Origin of the sequence: Escherichia sp. WS1152 (assembly GCF_046487665.1) — a bacterium.
In the GTDB taxonomy this organism is placed as follows: Bacteria; Pseudomonadota; Gammaproteobacteria; order Enterobacterales; family Enterobacteriaceae; genus Escherichia; species Escherichia coli.
The window spans coordinates 120168-135938 of sequence record NZ_JBJQJA010000010.1 but is presented as its reverse complement, the minus strand read 5'-3'; the positions used below and the strand labels follow the sequence as shown (position 1 = coordinate 135938).

At 49.3% G+C, this 15771-nt stretch carries 15 protein-coding genes; 10 read left to right on the top strand and 5 right to left on the bottom strand.

The features are described from left to right. Window positions 1-73: 73 nt before the first annotated feature. Window positions 74-1009 carry a pyrimidine-specific ribonucleoside hydrolase RihA gene (gene rihA, locus ACJHW7_RS16760; RefSeq protein WP_021556586.1) on the top strand — a complete coding sequence of 312 codons (936 nt, stop codon included), beginning with the start codon at window positions 74-76 and terminating at the stop codon, window positions 1007-1009. 84 nt (window positions 1010-1093) lie between these two features. After that, a complete protein-coding gene (hscC, locus tag ACJHW7_RS16755) occupies window positions 1094-2764 on the top strand; it encodes a molecular chaperone HscC (RefSeq protein WP_000367840.1) in 1671 nt (556 codons plus the stop codon). Between the two features lie 59 nt (window positions 2765-2823). On the opposite strand, the gene djlC is transcribed toward hscC, so the two are convergent. Both djlC and ACJHW7_RS16745 read right to left on the bottom strand, forming a co-directional pair. Next, window positions 2824-4275, bottom strand: a complete 1452-nt coding sequence (gene djlC, locus ACJHW7_RS16750) for a co-chaperone DjlC (protein WP_021556585.1) — start codon at window positions 4273-4275, stop codon at window positions 2824-2826. Beyond that, window positions 4272-4979: a DUF1266 domain-containing protein gene (locus ACJHW7_RS16745; protein WP_021556584.1), complete on the bottom strand. Its 708-nt coding sequence runs from the start codon at window positions 4977-4979 to the stop codon at window positions 4272-4274. Before ACJHW7_RS16745 ends, djlC begins: the two co-directional genes overlap by 4 nt. Before the next feature lie 101 nt (window positions 4980-5080). Between ACJHW7_RS16745 and ACJHW7_RS16740 the strand changes: the two genes are divergently transcribed. After that, on the top strand, window positions 5081-5635 hold the full coding sequence (locus ACJHW7_RS16740; protein WP_001035673.1) for a tetratricopeptide repeat protein: 555 nt from the start codon (window positions 5081-5083) through the stop codon (window positions 5633-5635). Between the two features lie 9 nt (window positions 5636-5644). On the opposite strand, the gene ACJHW7_RS16735 is transcribed toward ACJHW7_RS16740, so the two are convergent. Further along, complete coding sequence (locus ACJHW7_RS16735; protein WP_021556583.1) at window positions 5645-7072, bottom strand: J domain-containing protein; 1428 nt, start codon at window positions 7070-7072, stop codon at window positions 5645-5647. Next, a complete protein-coding gene (locus ACJHW7_RS16730; RefSeq protein WP_000367025.1) occupies window positions 7069-7776 on the bottom strand; it encodes a DUF1266 domain-containing protein in 708 nt (235 codons plus the stop codon). The genes ACJHW7_RS16735 and ACJHW7_RS16730 overlap by 4 nt, the downstream gene beginning before the upstream one ends. A 163-nt stretch (window positions 7777-7939) precedes the next feature. Between ACJHW7_RS16730 and ybeQ the strand changes: the two genes are divergently transcribed. Then, window positions 7940-8917 (top strand): Sel1 family TPR-like repeat protein YbeQ, encoded by a 978-nt coding sequence (gene ybeQ / locus ACJHW7_RS16725; protein ID WP_000578189.1) that lies wholly within the window; start codon window positions 7940-7942, stop codon window positions 8915-8917. 69 nt (window positions 8918-8986) lie between these two features. Here ybeQ and ACJHW7_RS16720 read toward each other — a convergent pair whose 3' ends face one another. Then, window positions 8987-9469, bottom strand: a complete 483-nt coding sequence (locus ACJHW7_RS16720) for a zinc ribbon-containing protein (protein ID WP_001044880.1) — start codon at window positions 9467-9469, stop codon at window positions 8987-8989. A 235-nt stretch (window positions 9470-9704) separates the two neighbouring features. Here ACJHW7_RS16720 and leuS point away from each other — a divergent pair, with 235 nt between their 5' ends. The 6 genes from leuS (at window position 9705) to rsfS (ending at window position 15769) form a co-directional block, all read left to right on the top strand. Next, complete coding sequence (gene leuS / locus ACJHW7_RS16715; protein WP_021556582.1) at window positions 9705-12287, top strand: leucine--tRNA ligase; 2583 nt, start codon at window positions 9705-9707, stop codon at window positions 12285-12287. 14 nt (window positions 12288-12301) lie between these two features. Beyond that, entirely contained in the window at window positions 12302-12883 is a 582-nt protein-coding gene (lptE, locus tag ACJHW7_RS16710) for an LPS assembly lipoprotein LptE (RefSeq protein WP_001269673.1), read from the top strand. Beyond that, window positions 12883-13914, top strand: coding sequence for a DNA polymerase III subunit delta (holA, locus tag ACJHW7_RS16705; protein WP_000620532.1), 1032 nt, complete (start codon window positions 12883-12885; stop codon window positions 13912-13914). Before lptE ends, holA begins: the two co-directional genes overlap by 1 nt. 1 nt (window position 13915) lies before the next feature. Then, window positions 13916-14557, top strand: coding sequence for a nicotinate-nucleotide adenylyltransferase (gene nadD / locus ACJHW7_RS16700; protein WP_000838889.1), 642 nt, complete (start codon window positions 13916-13918; stop codon window positions 14555-14557). Window positions 14558-14580: 23 nt separating this feature from the next. After that, on the top strand, window positions 14581-15192 hold the full coding sequence (locus ACJHW7_RS16695; RefSeq protein WP_001241888.1) for an adenosylcobalamin/alpha-ribazole phosphatase: 612 nt from the start codon (window positions 14581-14583) through the stop codon (window positions 15190-15192). A gap of 259 nt (window positions 15193-15451) precedes the next feature. Beyond that, window positions 15452-15769, top strand: a complete 318-nt coding sequence (gene rsfS, locus ACJHW7_RS16690) for a ribosome silencing factor (protein ID WP_001161664.1) — start codon at window positions 15452-15454, stop codon at window positions 15767-15769. Window positions 15770-15771: the final 2 nt, after the last annotated feature.

Below are 15771 nucleotides of genomic sequence, written 5' to 3'. Positions count from 1 at the left end.
TCGTTTCGCCCCTCGTATCTGTTACATCCTGGCGTTACCCTTGTCGCAAAGAAGCACACAACAAGGAGCAACAATGGCACTGCCAATTCTGTTAGATTGCGACCCAGGTCATGATGACGCTATCGCAATAGTTCTCGCCCTCGCCTCACCAGAGCTTGATGTCAAAGCAATTACGTCTTCCGCCGGAAACCAGACACCAGAAAAAACCTTACGCAATGTTCTGCGTATGCTGACCTTGCTTAATCGCACCGATATTCCGGTGGCAGGCGGCGCGGTAAAACCGTTAATGCGTGAGTTGATTATCGCGGACAATGTGCACGGCGAAAGCGGTCTCGACGGCCCGGCATTACCGGAACCGACGTTTGCACCGCAAAAGTGTACGGCGGTGGAGCTGATGGCGAAAACGCTACGTGAAAGTGCGGAACCTGTCACCATTGTTTCTACCGGACCGCAAACTAACGTTGCTTTGCTGCTCAATAGCCATCCGGAACTGCATAGCAAAATTGCCCGTATCGTGATTATGGGCGGCGCAATGGGGCTGGGTAACTGGACGCCTGCGGCTGAATTTAATATTTACGTTGACCCGGAAGCGGCAGAAATTGTCTTCCAGTCAGGGATCCCGGTGGTGATGGCCGGTCTGGATGTTACTCACAAAGCGCAAATCCACGTTGAGGACACCGAGCGTTTCCGCGCGATTGGTAACCCGGTTTCAACCATTGTTGCCGAACTGCTGGATTTCTTCCTCGAATATCATAAAGACGAAAAATGGGGCTTTGTCGGCGCACCGCTGCATGACCCATGCACCATCGCCTGGCTGTTGAAACCCGAGTTGTTTACCACTGTTGAGCGCTGGGTTGGCGTGGAAACACAGGGGAAATATACCCAGGGGATGACGGTTGTTGATTATTATTATCTGACTGGCAATAAACCGAATGCCACTGTAATGGTCGATGTTGATCGTCAGGGCTTTGTTGATTTACTGGCTGATCGTCTGAAATTTTACGCTTAACACACGTCATTGATTAAGATCACCACGCGTTACCTGGGTGGTCTTAATCTGTTTATCTCTTTTTTTTTTCAAGATATAAATGCAATGGATAATGCAGAACTCGCCATTGGTATCGATCTCGGTACTACCAATAGTTTAATTGCCGTCTGGAAAGACGGTGCCGCGCAATTAATTCCAAATAAGTTCGGTGAATATTTAACACCATCCATAATTAGCATGGATGAAAATAATCATATTTTAGTCGGAAAACCGGCTGTATCACGGCGTACTTCGCATCCGGATAAAACGGCAGCGTTATTTAAACGTGCAATGGGCAGTAATACCAACTGGCAGTTAGGCAGCGACACATTTAACGCGCCAGAACTGTCCTCTTTGGTATTACGCTCATTAAAAGAAGATGCCGAAGAATTTCTGCAACGTCCGATTAAAGATGTGGTGATCTCTGTTCCGGCTTATTTCAGCGATGAACAACGCAAGCATACCCGTTTAGCAGCGGAGTTAGCCGGTTTAAATGCGGTACGCTTAATTAATGAACCCACAGCAGCTGCGATGGCGTATGGCCTGCATACCCAACAAAATACCCGTTCGCTGGTGTTTGATCTCGGTGGCGGCACGTTTGACGTTACGGTGCTTGAGTACGCCACGCCGGTGATTGAAGTTCACGCCTCCGCTGGCGACAACTTCCTCGGTGGCGAAGATTTTACCCATATGCTGGTCGATGAGGTTTTAAAACGCGCGGATGTCGCCAGGACCACGCTTAACGAGAGTGAACTGGCAGCCTTGTATGCCTGTGTGGAAGCGGCAAAATGTAGCAATCAATCGCCAATGCACATTCGCTGGCAGTACCAGGATGAAACGCGGGAATGCGAATTTTACGAGAACGAACTGGAAGATTTGTGGTTGCCGCTGCTCAATCGCTTGCGAGTGCCGATTGAACAGGCGTTGCGCGATGCGCGTCTGAAGCCGAGTCAAATCGACAGTCTGGTGCTGGTTGGCGGCGCGTCACAAATGCCGCTGGTGCAGCGAATCGCCGTGCGTCTGTTTGGCAAATTACCGTATCAAAGTTACGATCCGAGCACCATTGTCGCGCTGGGCGCAGCAATCCAGGCAGCCTGCCGCTTACGCAGTGAAGATATTGAAGAAGTGATCCTCACTGATATTTGCCCTTACTCGTTGGGCGTTGAGGTTAACCGCCAGGGCGTTTCCGGCATTTTCTCGCCGATTATTGAACGAAACACCACTGTGCCCGTGTCGCGTGTAGAAACTTATTCAACCATGCACCCGGAACAGGATTCAATTACGGTTAACGTCTATCAGGGAGAAAACCACAAAGTTAAAAACAACATTCTGGTGGAATCCTTCGATGTGCCGTTGAAGAGAACCGGGGCTTATCAGTCGATTGATATTCGCTTTAGTTATGATATCAACGGTTTGCTTGAAGTTGACGTGCTTCTGGAAGACGGCAGCGTTAAGTCCAGAGTGATTAACCACAGCCCGGTAACATTGAGCGCGCAGCAGATTGAAGAGAGTCGGACGCGGTTATCCGCATTGAAAATTTATCCGCGCGATATGCTCATCAACCGCACCTTTAAGGCCAAACTGGAAGAGTTGTGGGCGCGGGCGCTGGGTGACGAGCGAGAAGAGATTGGCCGGGTGATCACCGATTTTGATGCGGCGCTGCAGTCAAACGATATGGCCCGCGTCGATGAGGTCAGGCGGCGGGCGAGCGTTTATTTAGCCATTGAGATCCCATAATCACGGCTGCCGGATGCGGCGTAAATGCTGCATCCGGCATCGGCGCAAAAAACACATCGTCAACTAAACAACATCGCGATTTTGCCGAGAGCATAACCTATCACCAGCACCGTTAAGCTGATTTTGATAATGCTGATAATGCTCTGTGGTTTTTCATCCTCATCATTTTTTTCTTCATGGTTTTCAGGTGTTGGCTCATCGACATCTTCATCCTCCGGCTCGAGTTTTACTTTCGTCAACAGCATCCGGGTGATAATGGCCTCTAATGGATGAGCATCTCCTCCTTCCAGCCTTGTATTGAGACGGGCCAGCATCTCTTGTTTCGGAAACGCTTCAAGTACTACCTGTTCCGCTACCCGATACAAATCCAGTAACGGTGAATCTTCTTCTGTCTCGCTACCGACTCTCGATTTCCACCACGCCCATGCTTTGCGTTTGAAGAATAACGACTCAATAAACGATTGACCTAACGGCGATAGTTTTCCGTTATGTAAAATTTCCGCCCATAACAGACGCGTCCGGGCGCTCTCACCAGGAACATATTTCAACGGTTTACCTTGCGCATCTACCATGCTCCGCGCTTCGATAACCATCACTAATAACGCGAAATAATCCGGGCAATGTTGTGCGCTCCACTGCAACAACAAATTATCGGCTTGTGTAGATGGGTAACTTTCCCAGTACGCGCAGAGATCGGCAAGCAGGCTTTCCCCCTCGCCGCAGTACAAACGTTGTGCACACTGGTAATACCGGGCATCTTCGCTTTCTGGTTTTTCCGTTTGCCACTGTTGGGCAACAGGAATGAGTTCCGCCATACCTGTTTGCACCGAGCTGTACCAGCGCAACAGTTTGCGATGCAACTTCGCATCATCAGGAATTAACCACGGACCTGCCATCGCCAAAAACGCAGTGACATAGTCAGGATGGTAACGACAGCAACGTTCCAGCGCGAAGTAATACTCAACAGTCTGGTTCTGCAACGCAATGGGATATTCCAGAAGGCTAAGGAAATCGAAACAATCACCAGCCTGAATGGCCTCAAGAAAAGCCTCCCTTTCTTCCTCATCCATTCCTACGCTGTCATTAAACGAATGCCAGTTCAAACGCTCTGCCAGCAAAGAAGCACAATTTAATGAAAGATATCGCGCTTCTTTAGCGATTGCACACAGCGGCCAGCGTAATTGATCGACATCCTCCATGTTCCAGGTATTTAATTGCTGAATAAATTTCTGCCAGGCGGAAGGCTGAAAACGATCACTTTCTGAATCCAGTAATGTCCTGAATGCACGTAGTATTTCATGTTCAGCGGCGGCATCTTTTTCTTCATCATCTGCTTCCTCGACAGGATTTACCGCCAGTCGCAGCGCCTCTTCATAGGCCTGGCGTAATGCTTTAAACCCCTGCGGATCGGTTTCGGGATGACATAACGGTAAGCGAGCAAGATAAGCCTGGCGGATAATGTCTATTTGCGTCGTGCTTTCAATTTCGAGGATTTGCCAACATGTTTTCATAGGTCGCTCACATCCTTAAGCGTTACCGGGCATTCAGGCTGGACAGTTAATGGTTGCCAGGGAAGCGTGGCATAGAAACGATCGCTTCCCGCAGCCAGCTCTTCGAACATCCGACTCCCGGCGCTATCGTATTTGTACAGGGTTAGCGCCTCGCGTGGCGAAGCGTTGTCTTCGCATTGAGAAGATTGCCAGTAGAGACGCCCTAGTGAATAGGCGGAAAAATAGTGCATCCAGCTGTGATAGTAATGGTGAGCTCGTACATAGACGCGCGATTGCAGCCATAAACTCTCGTCTTCCGTCAGCCACTTGTTGAGCACACCAACCCGTGATAAAAAACCCATCCGCACATAATCCCAGGCTTTGATTCCCCCTTCCCCACAGCACATAGCGGTTTGGGCAACGAACTGGGTATAAATCAACCCTCTCTCCGAGCCACCAGCAATTAATGCTTTCCACTCTTCAGGGGAAGAGCGATGCCATGTCAGATATAAGCCAGCTAAATCATTGGCATGACCATCATCAGTCATCTGATAAATAGTCTGAATTAAATCATCACGATTATTTATTCCCCAGGATGATGAGAGATCGAATTCTTTTATCCCGGTATACATTTTTGGCGAGTCATGCGCGGGTTTGCAACCCTGATTAAGTATTTCCATGGGCGCAGAAAGCGCAAAAAGAAGATATTGTTCTTCCTTATTCATTTGTTAATAATCCCTTAAGTGCATTAACTGACTACTTTTTTATTATTGATGAGTATAAACTTGACGCTTTCAAAATAAAAAGAAAATCGAAGCATTCACACATGAATAAAAAATTAATGTATATATTCGCAATTTTTATAGTTGCAGCAATTACCTGTATTAGCCAACCCAAGAAAACGACGTTGCGTGATAAAGCCATGGTGAATTATGCCTTTGATTATTTAAGCTCACCGGGCAGTCTTCCATTCACCACGGCAGCCACGGAGCTTTCCGCGATTCATGGTCACTCAACGTCGCAATATCGCCTTGGAGAATTTTATCTTCATGGTAGCGACGGTAAACCACTGGATTATACACAGGCGAGATACTGGTATGAGCAATCAGCGGAACAGGAAAATCCACGCGCGCAAAGTAAACTGGGGTGGATCTACCTCAAAGGTCTGGGGGTCAAACCCGACACCCGTAAAGCAATTCTCTGGTATAAGGAAGCAGCTGAACAAGGGTATGCTCATGCTCAATATACTTTAGGTTTGATCTACAGAAATGGCTCAGGTATTAATGTTAACCATTATGAATCTCAAAAATGGTTAAAACTGGCCGCCAAACAACATTACAAAAATGCGGAAAGATTACTTGCCGGGCTTCCCGCACATTAACGTCGAATGTCACCCGAACAGATGGAGTATTTTCCCTATCAAACCAGCAAAGATAAAAATATAGAAAATAATTTTAATGATGCCCAGACAGCCTGGCCCACCATCGTCAACGGGCATTGGCTGCGGTTGCGGCTCCGGTTCAACAGTTTGCTTCTCGGTAAAATTCGCCGCCTGAATTAATAATCGACGAATAATTAATGCTTCCAGTGGACAACGATTTTCTGCATCAAGACGGCTTACGATCGGCATTAATGATTCTTCTGTTGGTTGGCTGGCCTGCACTAATTGTTTGGCAACTAAATATAATGGCCATAAGGGATGTTCTGTATCACGCGTGAGTGAGATCCGCGGCTTACGTCCTTTGTGCAAAACCATCTCGACCAGAGAACGCCCCAGCGCAGAGAGTTTTTCATCACTGAGTATTTCGTATAAATGAAAACGCGTACGAGCGCTGTCACCAGGGACATAAAGTAGCGGTTTTCCCTGATCGTTAACCAGTTCACGAGCTTCAATCATCATCACCACTAACGGGTAATAATCGACCCGATGCTGACGGCACCATTGCAATATTAAAGCATCCGCCTGGGTGGAGGGATACTCGCGCCAGTAGTCACAAAGTTCTGCCAGCAAGCTTTCGCCTTCTCCACAATAGACGCGTTGTGCGTATTCATAATAACGCGCATCTTCATTATCAGATTCAGCTTCCCGCCACGACCGGGCGTAATCCAGGAGTTCGGGAATTCCCAGGCGACCTGCGCTATACCAGCGGAGTAAATTTCCGTGCAGTTTTGCATCATCGGGGATAATCACTGCGCGATGTTGCGCTAAATACAATGTCAGCCATTCTGGATGCGATGACCAAATCCGAGCGAACATTTGGTAAAAATCGATGGTGTCATTTTGCACGGCAACGGGCAGATGCAGAATGGTCTGGAAGTTAAAAACATTCCCCTTCGCAATGGCATATAAAAAGGATTCCAGTTCTTCTTCGTCTATTTCCCCGGTATTTTCCTCCTGTAACCACCGCAATCTTTCTGCTAATAACACCACGCACTCGAAGGATAAATGGGCAGTGTTCATGGCTATTGTGCACAGCGACCAGCGTAATTCATCAATCTCATCCATCGAGCAATAATTTAATTGCTGAATGAATCGCTGCCAGGCGGAGGGCAGAAAACGTTCACTATCAGAGGCAAGTAACGCACTAAAGGCGAGCAGAATTTCATGTTCTGCTACCTCATATTCTTCTGGTTGCCAAACAGATTTAGCAGGCGACTGCGCAATCCGGAGCGCTTCCTCATACGCCTGACGAAGTTGTTTAAAACCCTGCGGATCGGTTTCTGGATGAAAGGACGGTAACAGCGCCAGATAAGCGCGGCGGATAATATCGACGTCAGTCGTTTCCTCTATGTTGAGGATCTTCCAGCAATTTTTCATAGGTCGCTCATATCCTTAAGCGTTTCCGGGCATGTGGGGTAGTCAGCCAGTGGTTGCCAGGGTAAGGTCGCGTAATATGCATCGTCACTGGCAAATAATTGATAAAACATATCATTGCCGGAATCGTCGTATTCTTTACGCGCTAAGAATTCACGTAATAAAGGCAGATTATCATCTTCGGGAGACTGCCAATATTGCCGACCAAAGGTATAACCGGCAAAGTATTGCCGCCAGTTACTATAATAACGTAGAGCCCGTAGATGAATACGCGACTGGATCCATAGACTTTCTTCTTCACTCAACCAGTTATTAAGTACGCCCATTCGACTTAAAAAACCCATCCGGACATAATCCCATGCTTTAATTCCTCCCTCACCACAGCATTCGGCTGTGCTGGCGACAAATTGCGCATAAGCCTGACCTTGCTCATTTAATTCAGCAAGATAGTCACGCCATTCACATGGAGAATAACGAAACCAGCGGTGATAAAACCCTGCCAACCGCGCGGCATGACCGTTATCGATCATTCGGTGAATTGTGCGCAGCAGGTCATCACGGTCATCAATTCCCCAGGAGGAAGAAAGGTCAAAAAAGCATGTACCTAAATACATTTTGGGGGATGAATGCGAAGGTAAACAGCATTCATTGCGTATTTCCATCGGAGTGGAAAGTGCAAACAATATTTTTTGCGACTCCATGTCCATATAATTTATCCTTAAACATTCATTTAATGAATGTAAACTACATTACGAGGCTCATTTATTTATACTTTTCTGACACAACATAATACGCATAAAATAAGACTTACGCAAAAACGGAACACATAAAAATATAATATGCTTTATCTGCAACCATAAGGAAATGATAATGATTTTTACGTCAAGTTGCTGCGATAATTTGTCAATAGATGAGATTATCGAACGTGCTGAACAAGGCGATAGTGAGGCTCAATATATTGTTGGGTTTTATTATAATCGCGATAGCGCAATTGACTCTCCGGACGACGAAAAGGCCTTTTACTGGCTGAAGCTGGCCGCTGAGCAAGGTCATTGTGAAGCACAGTATTCCTTAGGGCAAAAGTATACCGAGGATAAAAGCCGTCATAAAGATAATGAGCAAGCCATCTTCTGGCTGAAAAAAGCTGCCCTACAAGGCCATACTTTCGCTTCCAACGCCCTTGGCTGGATACTGGATCGTGGAGAAGACCCCAACTATAAAGAAGCGGTTGCCTGGTATCAGATAGCCGCGGAGAGCGGAATGTCTTATGCGCAAAATAATCTTGGGTGGATGTACAGAAATGGCAACGGAGTCGCACAAGACTATACGCTGGCATTTTTCTGGTACAAACAAGCTGCATTACAAGGCCATAGTGACGCGCAAAACAATCTGGCCGATCTTTATGAAGACGGAAAAGGCGTTGCTCAAAACGAGACACTCGCCGCATTCTGGTATTTGAAAAGCGCACAGCAGGGTAATCGGCACGCCCAGTTTCAAATTGCATGGGATTATAACGCTGGCGAAGGGGTGGACCAGGACTATAAGCAAGCGATGTACTGGTATCTGAAGGCTGCCGCTCAGGGGAGCGTCGGCGCTTACGTCAACATCGGTTATATGTATAAACACGGACAAGGCGTTGAGAAAGATTATCAGGCTGCCTTTGAATGGTTTACGAAAGCCGCTGAATGCAATGACGCCACTGCCTGGTATAACCTGGCCATTATGTATCACTACGGAGAAGGAAGACCTGTCGATCTCCGACAGGCTCTCGACCTGTATCGTAAAGTTCAGTCATCCGGAACCAGAGATGTCAGTCAGGAAATTCGTGAGACTGAAGATTTACTGTAGAGATAAAAACAAGGGCCGGGGAATTTCATTCGGCCCATATTCTCTTTATTGCTGTGCGAAATCAGACTATTACGGCTCGAACGGGCGTCTCTGGAACTGATCATGACCACATTTCGGGCATAGCGTCAGCACTTCCGGTGTGTAGATCGGGAGATGGAAGTGACATTTCTCGCAGACCAGATTTCCCAGCCCGACCACTTCTCCGCTGTGATAAACCCCATGATGATTGAGGTCCTGGAAAACTTCGCGCCATTCAAGCTGCGTTTTATCGGTGATATCTGCCAGCTCCTGCCACAAGCTTTCTTTAATCACCCGCATAAAGACGCTGTCAGATTCTTCTTTCAGGCTCTCTTCATAGCTCATGGCGAACTCTTCCAGGTCACGTCTGACAGCTCGCGTCAGCTCATCGACCTCGGTTCGCGTTAACTCCCCTGTTTTTATTACGCGCTCGCGCGCCTGTTCCACCAGTGCGTCGATATCACGTTCGCCATTGCGCAGGCGTTCGCTCAGTGACGCAACCAGTTCACGGTAATATTGAGCAACCTTGTTCATCGTTTCATCTCCCGGGTCGTTAACTGACTATAATAATAGACGTTCTTTGTTCCTTGCTTTGCTAATACGCCCACAAACTCTGTAAATTAATGTATGAATAATCCGGGCATCATTTCAACGTCGAGTGCGCGAAAGGCTGTTTTGACGCGGACGTTTGGGCTATGCTATGCGGATCTGAAAAACCACCTCTAACGCTACTTTTGTAGCCGTAATGAAAACAGGACCACTGGCTGCCATGCAAGAGCAATACCGCCCGGAAGAGATAGAATCCAAAGTACAGCTTCATTGGGATGAGAAGCGCACATTTGAAGTAACCGAAGACGAGAGCAAAGAGAAGTATTACTGCCTGTCTATGCTTCCCTATCCTTCTGGTCGACTACACATGGGCCACGTACGTAACTACACCATCGGTGACGTGATCGCCCGTTACCAGCGCATGCTGGGCAAAAACGTTCTGCAGCCGATCGGCTGGGACGCGTTTGGTCTGCCTGCGGAAGGCGCGGCGGTGAAAAACAACACCGCTCCGGCACCGTGGACGTACGACAACATCGCGTATATGAAAAACCAGCTCAAAATGCTGGGCTTTGGTTATGACTGGAGCCGCGAGCTGGCAACCTGTACGCCGGAATACTACCGTTGGGAACAGAAATTCTTCACCGAGCTGTATAAAAAAGGCCTGGTATATAAGAAGACTTCTGCGGTCAACTGGTGCCCGAACGACCAGACCGTACTGGCGAACGAACAAGTTATCGACGGCTGCTGCTGGCGCTGCGATACCAAAGTTGAACGTAAAGAGATCCCGCAGTGGTTTATCAAAATCACTGCTTACGCTGACGAGCTGCTCAACGATCTGGATAAACTGGATCACTGGCCAGACACCGTTAAAACCATGCAGCGTAACTGGATCGGTCGTTCCGAAGGCGTGGAAATCACCTTCAACGTTAACGACTATGACAACACGCTGACCGTTTACACTACCCGCCCGGACACCTTTATGGGTTGTACCTACCTGGCGGTAGCTGCGGGTCATCCGCTGGCGCAGAAAGCGGCAGAAAATAATCCTGAACTGGCGGCCTTTATTGACGAATGCCGTAACACCAAAGTTGCCGAAGCTGAAATGGCGACGATGGAGAAAAAAGGCGTCGATACTGGCTTTAAAGCTGTTCACCCATTAACGGGCGAAGAAATTCCCGTTTGGGCAGCAAACTTCGTATTGATGGAGTACGGCACGGGCGCAGTTATGGCGGTTCCGGGTCACGACCAGCGCGACTACGAGTTTGCCTCTAAATACGGCCTGAACATCAAACCGGTTATCCTGGCAGCTGACGGCTCTGAGCCAGATCTTTCTCAACAAGCCCTGACTGAAAAAGGCGTGCTGTTCAACTCTGGCGAGTTCAACGGTCTTGACCATGAAGCGGCCTTCAACGCCATCGCCGATAAACTGACTGCGATGGGCGTTGGCGAGCGTAAAGTGAACTACCGCCTGCGCGACTGGGGTGTTTCCCGTCAGCGTTACTGGGGCGCGCCGATTCCGATGGTGACGCTGGAAGACGGTACCGTAATGCCGACCCCGGACGACCAGCTGCCGGTGATCCTGCCGGAAGATGTGGTAATGGACGGCATTACCAGCCCGATTAAAGCAGATCCGGAGTGGGCGAAAACTACCGTTAACGGTATGCCAGCACTGCGTGAAACCGACACTTTCGACACCTTTATGGAGTCCTCCTGGTACTATGCGCGCTACACTTGCCCGCAGTACAAAGAAGGTATGCTGGATTCCGAAGCGGCTAACTACTGGCTGCCGGTGGATATCTACATTGGTGGTATCGAACACGCCATTATGCACCTGCTCTACTTCCGCTTCTTCCACAAACTGATGCGTGATGCAGGCATGGTGAACTCTGACGAACCAGCGAAACAGTTGCTGTGTCAGGGTATGGTGCTGGCAGATGCCTTCTACTATGTTGGCGAAAACGGCGAACGTAACTGGGTTTCCCCGGTTGATGCTATCGTTGAACGTGACGAGAAAGGCCGTATCGTGAAAGTGAAAGATGCGGCAGGCCATGAACTGGTTTATACCGGCATGAGCAAAATGTCCAAGTCGAAGAACAACGGTATCGACCCGCAGGTGATGGTTGAACGTTACGGCGCGGACACCGTTCGTCTGTTTATGATGTTTGCTTCTCCGGCTGATATGACTCTCGAATGGCAGGAGTCCGGCGTGGAAGGGGCTAACCGCTTCCTGAAACGTGTCTGGAAACTGGTGTACGAGCATACTGCGAAAGGTGATGTTGCGGCACTGAACGTTGATGCACTGACTGAAGATCAGAAAGCGCTGCGTCGCGATGTGCATAAAACTATCGCTAAAGTGACCGATGATATCGGCCGTCGTCAGACCTTCAACACCGCAATTGCGGCGATTATGGAGCTGATGAACAAACTGGCGAAAGCACCGACCGATGGCGAGCAGGATCGCGCTCTGATGCAGGAAGCACTGCTGGCCGTTGTCCGTATGCTTAACCCGTTCACCCCGCACATTTGCTTCACGCTGTGGCAGGAACTGAAAGGCGAAGGCGATATCGACAACGCGCCGTGGCCGGTTGCTGACGAAAAAGCGATGGTGGAAGACTCCACGCTGGTCGTGGTGCAGGTTAACGGTAAAGTCCGTGCCAAAATCACCGTTCCGGTGGACGCAACGGAAGAACAGGTTCGCGAACGTGCTGGCCAGGAACATCTGGTAGCAAAATATCTTGATGGCGTTACTGTACGTAAAGTGATTTACGTACCAGGTAAACTCCTCAATCTGGTCGTTGGCTAAGCGCGGGAGGAAGCGTGCGATATCTGGCAACATTGTTGTTATCTCTGGCGGTGTTAATCACCGCCGGGTGTGGCTGGCATCTGCGTGACACCACGCAGGTTCCTTCCACTATGAAGGTCATGATCCTGGACTCAGGCGATCCGAACGGGCCATTAAGCCGTGCGGTGCGTAACCAGTTACGTCTGAATGGTGTCGAGTTGCTTGATAAAGAAACCACGCGTAAGGACGTTCCATCCCTGCGTTTGGGTAAAGTGAGCATCGCGAAAGATACCGCATCGGTATTCCGTAACGGTCAAACAGCAGAGTATCAGATGATCATGACGGTGAATGCGACCGTGTTGATCCCCGGCCGTGATATCTACCCGATTAGCGCCAAAGTCTTCCGTTCGTTCTTTGATAACCCGCAAATGGCGTTAGCGAAAGATAACGAACAAGACATGATCGTAAAAGAGATGTACGACCGTGCTGCCGAACAGCTGATTCGTAAGCTGCCAAGCATCCGTGCTGCGGATATTCGTTCCGACGAAGAACAGACGTCGACCACAACGGATACTCCGGCAACGCCTGCACGCGTCTCCACCACGCTGGGTAACTGATGATTCGGTTGTACCCGGAACAACTCCGCGCGCAGCTCAATGAAGGGCTGCGCGCGGCGTATCTTTTACTTGGTAACGATCCTCTGTTATTGCAGGAAAGCCAGGACGCTGTTCGTCAGGTAGCTGCGGCACAAGGATTCGAAGAACACCACACTTTTTCCATTGATCCCAACACTGACTGGAATGCGATCTTTTCGTTATGCCAGGCTATGAGTCTGTTTGCCAGTCGACAAACGCTATTGCTGTTGTTACCAGAAAACGGACCGAATGCGGCGATCAATGAACAACTTCTCACACTCACCGGACTTCTGCATGACGACCTGCTGTTGATCGTCCGCGGTAATAAATTAAGCAAAGCGCAAGAAAATGCCGCCTGGTTTACTGCTCTTGCGAATCGCAGCGTGCAGGTGACCTGTCAGACACCGGAGCAGGCTCAGCTTCCCCGCTGGGTTGCTGCGCGCGCAAAACAACTCAACTTAGAACTGGATGACGCTGCAAATCAGGTGCTCTGCTACTGTTATGAAGGTAACCTGCTGGCGCTGGCCCAGGCACTGGAGCGTTTATCGCTGCTCTGGCCAGACGGCAAACTGACATTACCGCGCGTTGAACAGGCGGTGAATGATGCCGCGCATTTCACCCCTTTTCATTGGGTTGATGCTTTGTTGATGGGAAAAAGTAAGCGCGCGTTGCATATTCTTCAGCAACTGCGTCTGGAAGGCAGCGAGCCGGTTATTTTGTTGCGCACATTACAACGTGAACTGTTGTTACTGGTTAACCTGAAACGCCAGTCTGCCCATACGCCACTGCGTGCGTTGTTTGATAAGCATCGGGTATGGCAGAACCGCCGGGGCATGATGGGCGAGGCGTTAAATCGCTTAAGTCAGCCGCAGTTACGTCAGGCCGTGCAACTCCTGACACGAACGGAACTCACCCTCAAACAAGATTACGGTCAGTCAGTGTGGGCAGAGCTGGAAGGGTTATCTCTTCTGTTGTGCCATAAACCCCTGGCGGACGTATTTATCGACGGTTGATATGAAATCTTTACAGGCTCTGTTTGGCGGCACCTTTGATCCGGTGCACTATGGTCATCTAAAACCCGTGGAAACGCTGGCGAATTTGATTGGTCTGACGCGGGTCACAATAATCCCTAATAATGTTCCTCCGCATCGTCCCCAGCCGGAAGCGAACAGCGTGCAGCGTAAACACATGCTTGAACTGGCGATTGCCGACAAGCCATTATTTACTCTTGATGAACGCGAGCTAAAGCGCAATGCCCCCTCTTACACTGCGCAAACACTGAAAGAGTGGCGGCAGGAACAAGGACCGGACGTGCCGCTGGCGTTTATTATTGGTCAGGATTCATTGCTGACCTTTCCGACCTGGTACGAATACGAAACGATACTCGACAATGCACATTTGATCGTCTGTCGGCGTCCAGGTTACCCACTTGAAATGGCGCAACCGCAATACCAGCAATGGCTGGAAGATCATTTGACACATAACCCGGAAGATCTTCACCTTCAGCCTGCCGGTAAAATTTATCTGGCTGAAACGCCGTGGTTTAACATCTCGGCGACCATCATCCGCGAACGTTTGCAAAACGGTGAATCGTGTGAGGATTTATTGCCGGAACCGGTATTGACTTACATTAACCAACAAGGCTTGTATCGCTGATACCTGTCGTTACGGAGGGCATGATGCGACTGTGGTTAATTCGTCATGGCGAAACACAAGCGAATGTCGATGGTCTGTACAGCGGTCATGCGCCCACACCCCTGACCGCACGCGGTATTGAGCAAGCGCAAAATCTGCATACACTGCTAGATGATGTTTCCTTTGACCTGGTTTTATGCAGTGAACTGGAACGGGCACAGCATACTGCGCGACTGGTTCTCAGTGACCGCCAGCTCCCCGTTCATATCATCCCTGAACTCAACGAAATGTTTTTTGGCGACTGGGAGATGCGACATCATCGCGACCTCATGCAAGAAGATGCCGAAAACTATAGCGCGTGGTGCAATGACTGGCAGCATGCTATCCCCACGAACGGTGAAGGATTTCAGGCATTTTCGCAACGTGTGGAACGCTTTATCGCAAGGCTTAGTGAATATCAGCACTATCAGAATATTTTAATCGTCAGCCATCAGGGCGTACTGAGTCTGTTAATTGCTCGTTTAATTGGCATGCCTGCCGAGTCTATGTGGCATTTTCGCGTTGACCAGGGGTGTTGGAGCGCCATTGATATCAACCAAAAATTCGCGACGCTACGCGTCCTCAATAGCCGTGCCATCGGGGTCGAGAATGCATGACTTTTCTGTTTTTTTACGGGTAAGCCGCAACGACCATTGACAGCCCCGGGCAGGCTGATATTCTCCGCAGCCAGACTTTTTCCGCCAGACACGACTTTGTAGAAATTGTTTTACAAAAATGGCGATGCAATCTGCGGCGCGGGGTGGGATGATAGCCCACTTTCGAAAGCCGATTCGGCGACAATTGTCCCGAAATCGCCTCTGGTTCAGGTATACTGACAGACCATTTTTATCTATTTGATTCACCCAGGGGGAAAACTTGCAGGGTAAAGCACTCCAGGATTTTGTTATCGACAAAATTGATGACCTCAAAGGTCAGGACATCATCGCCTTAGACGTTCAGGGCAAATCCAGCATCACCGACTGCATGATCATCTGTACGGGTACGTCCAGCCGTCATGTTATGTCCATTGCTGACCACGTTGTGCAGGAGTCTCGCGCAGCGGGCCTGTTACCGCTCGGCGTAGAAGGTGAAAACAGCGCCGACTGGATTGTCGTGGATTTGGGCGATGTGATTGTCCATGTCATGCAGGAAGAGAGCCGTCGCCTGTATGAACTGGAAAAACTCTGGAGTTAATG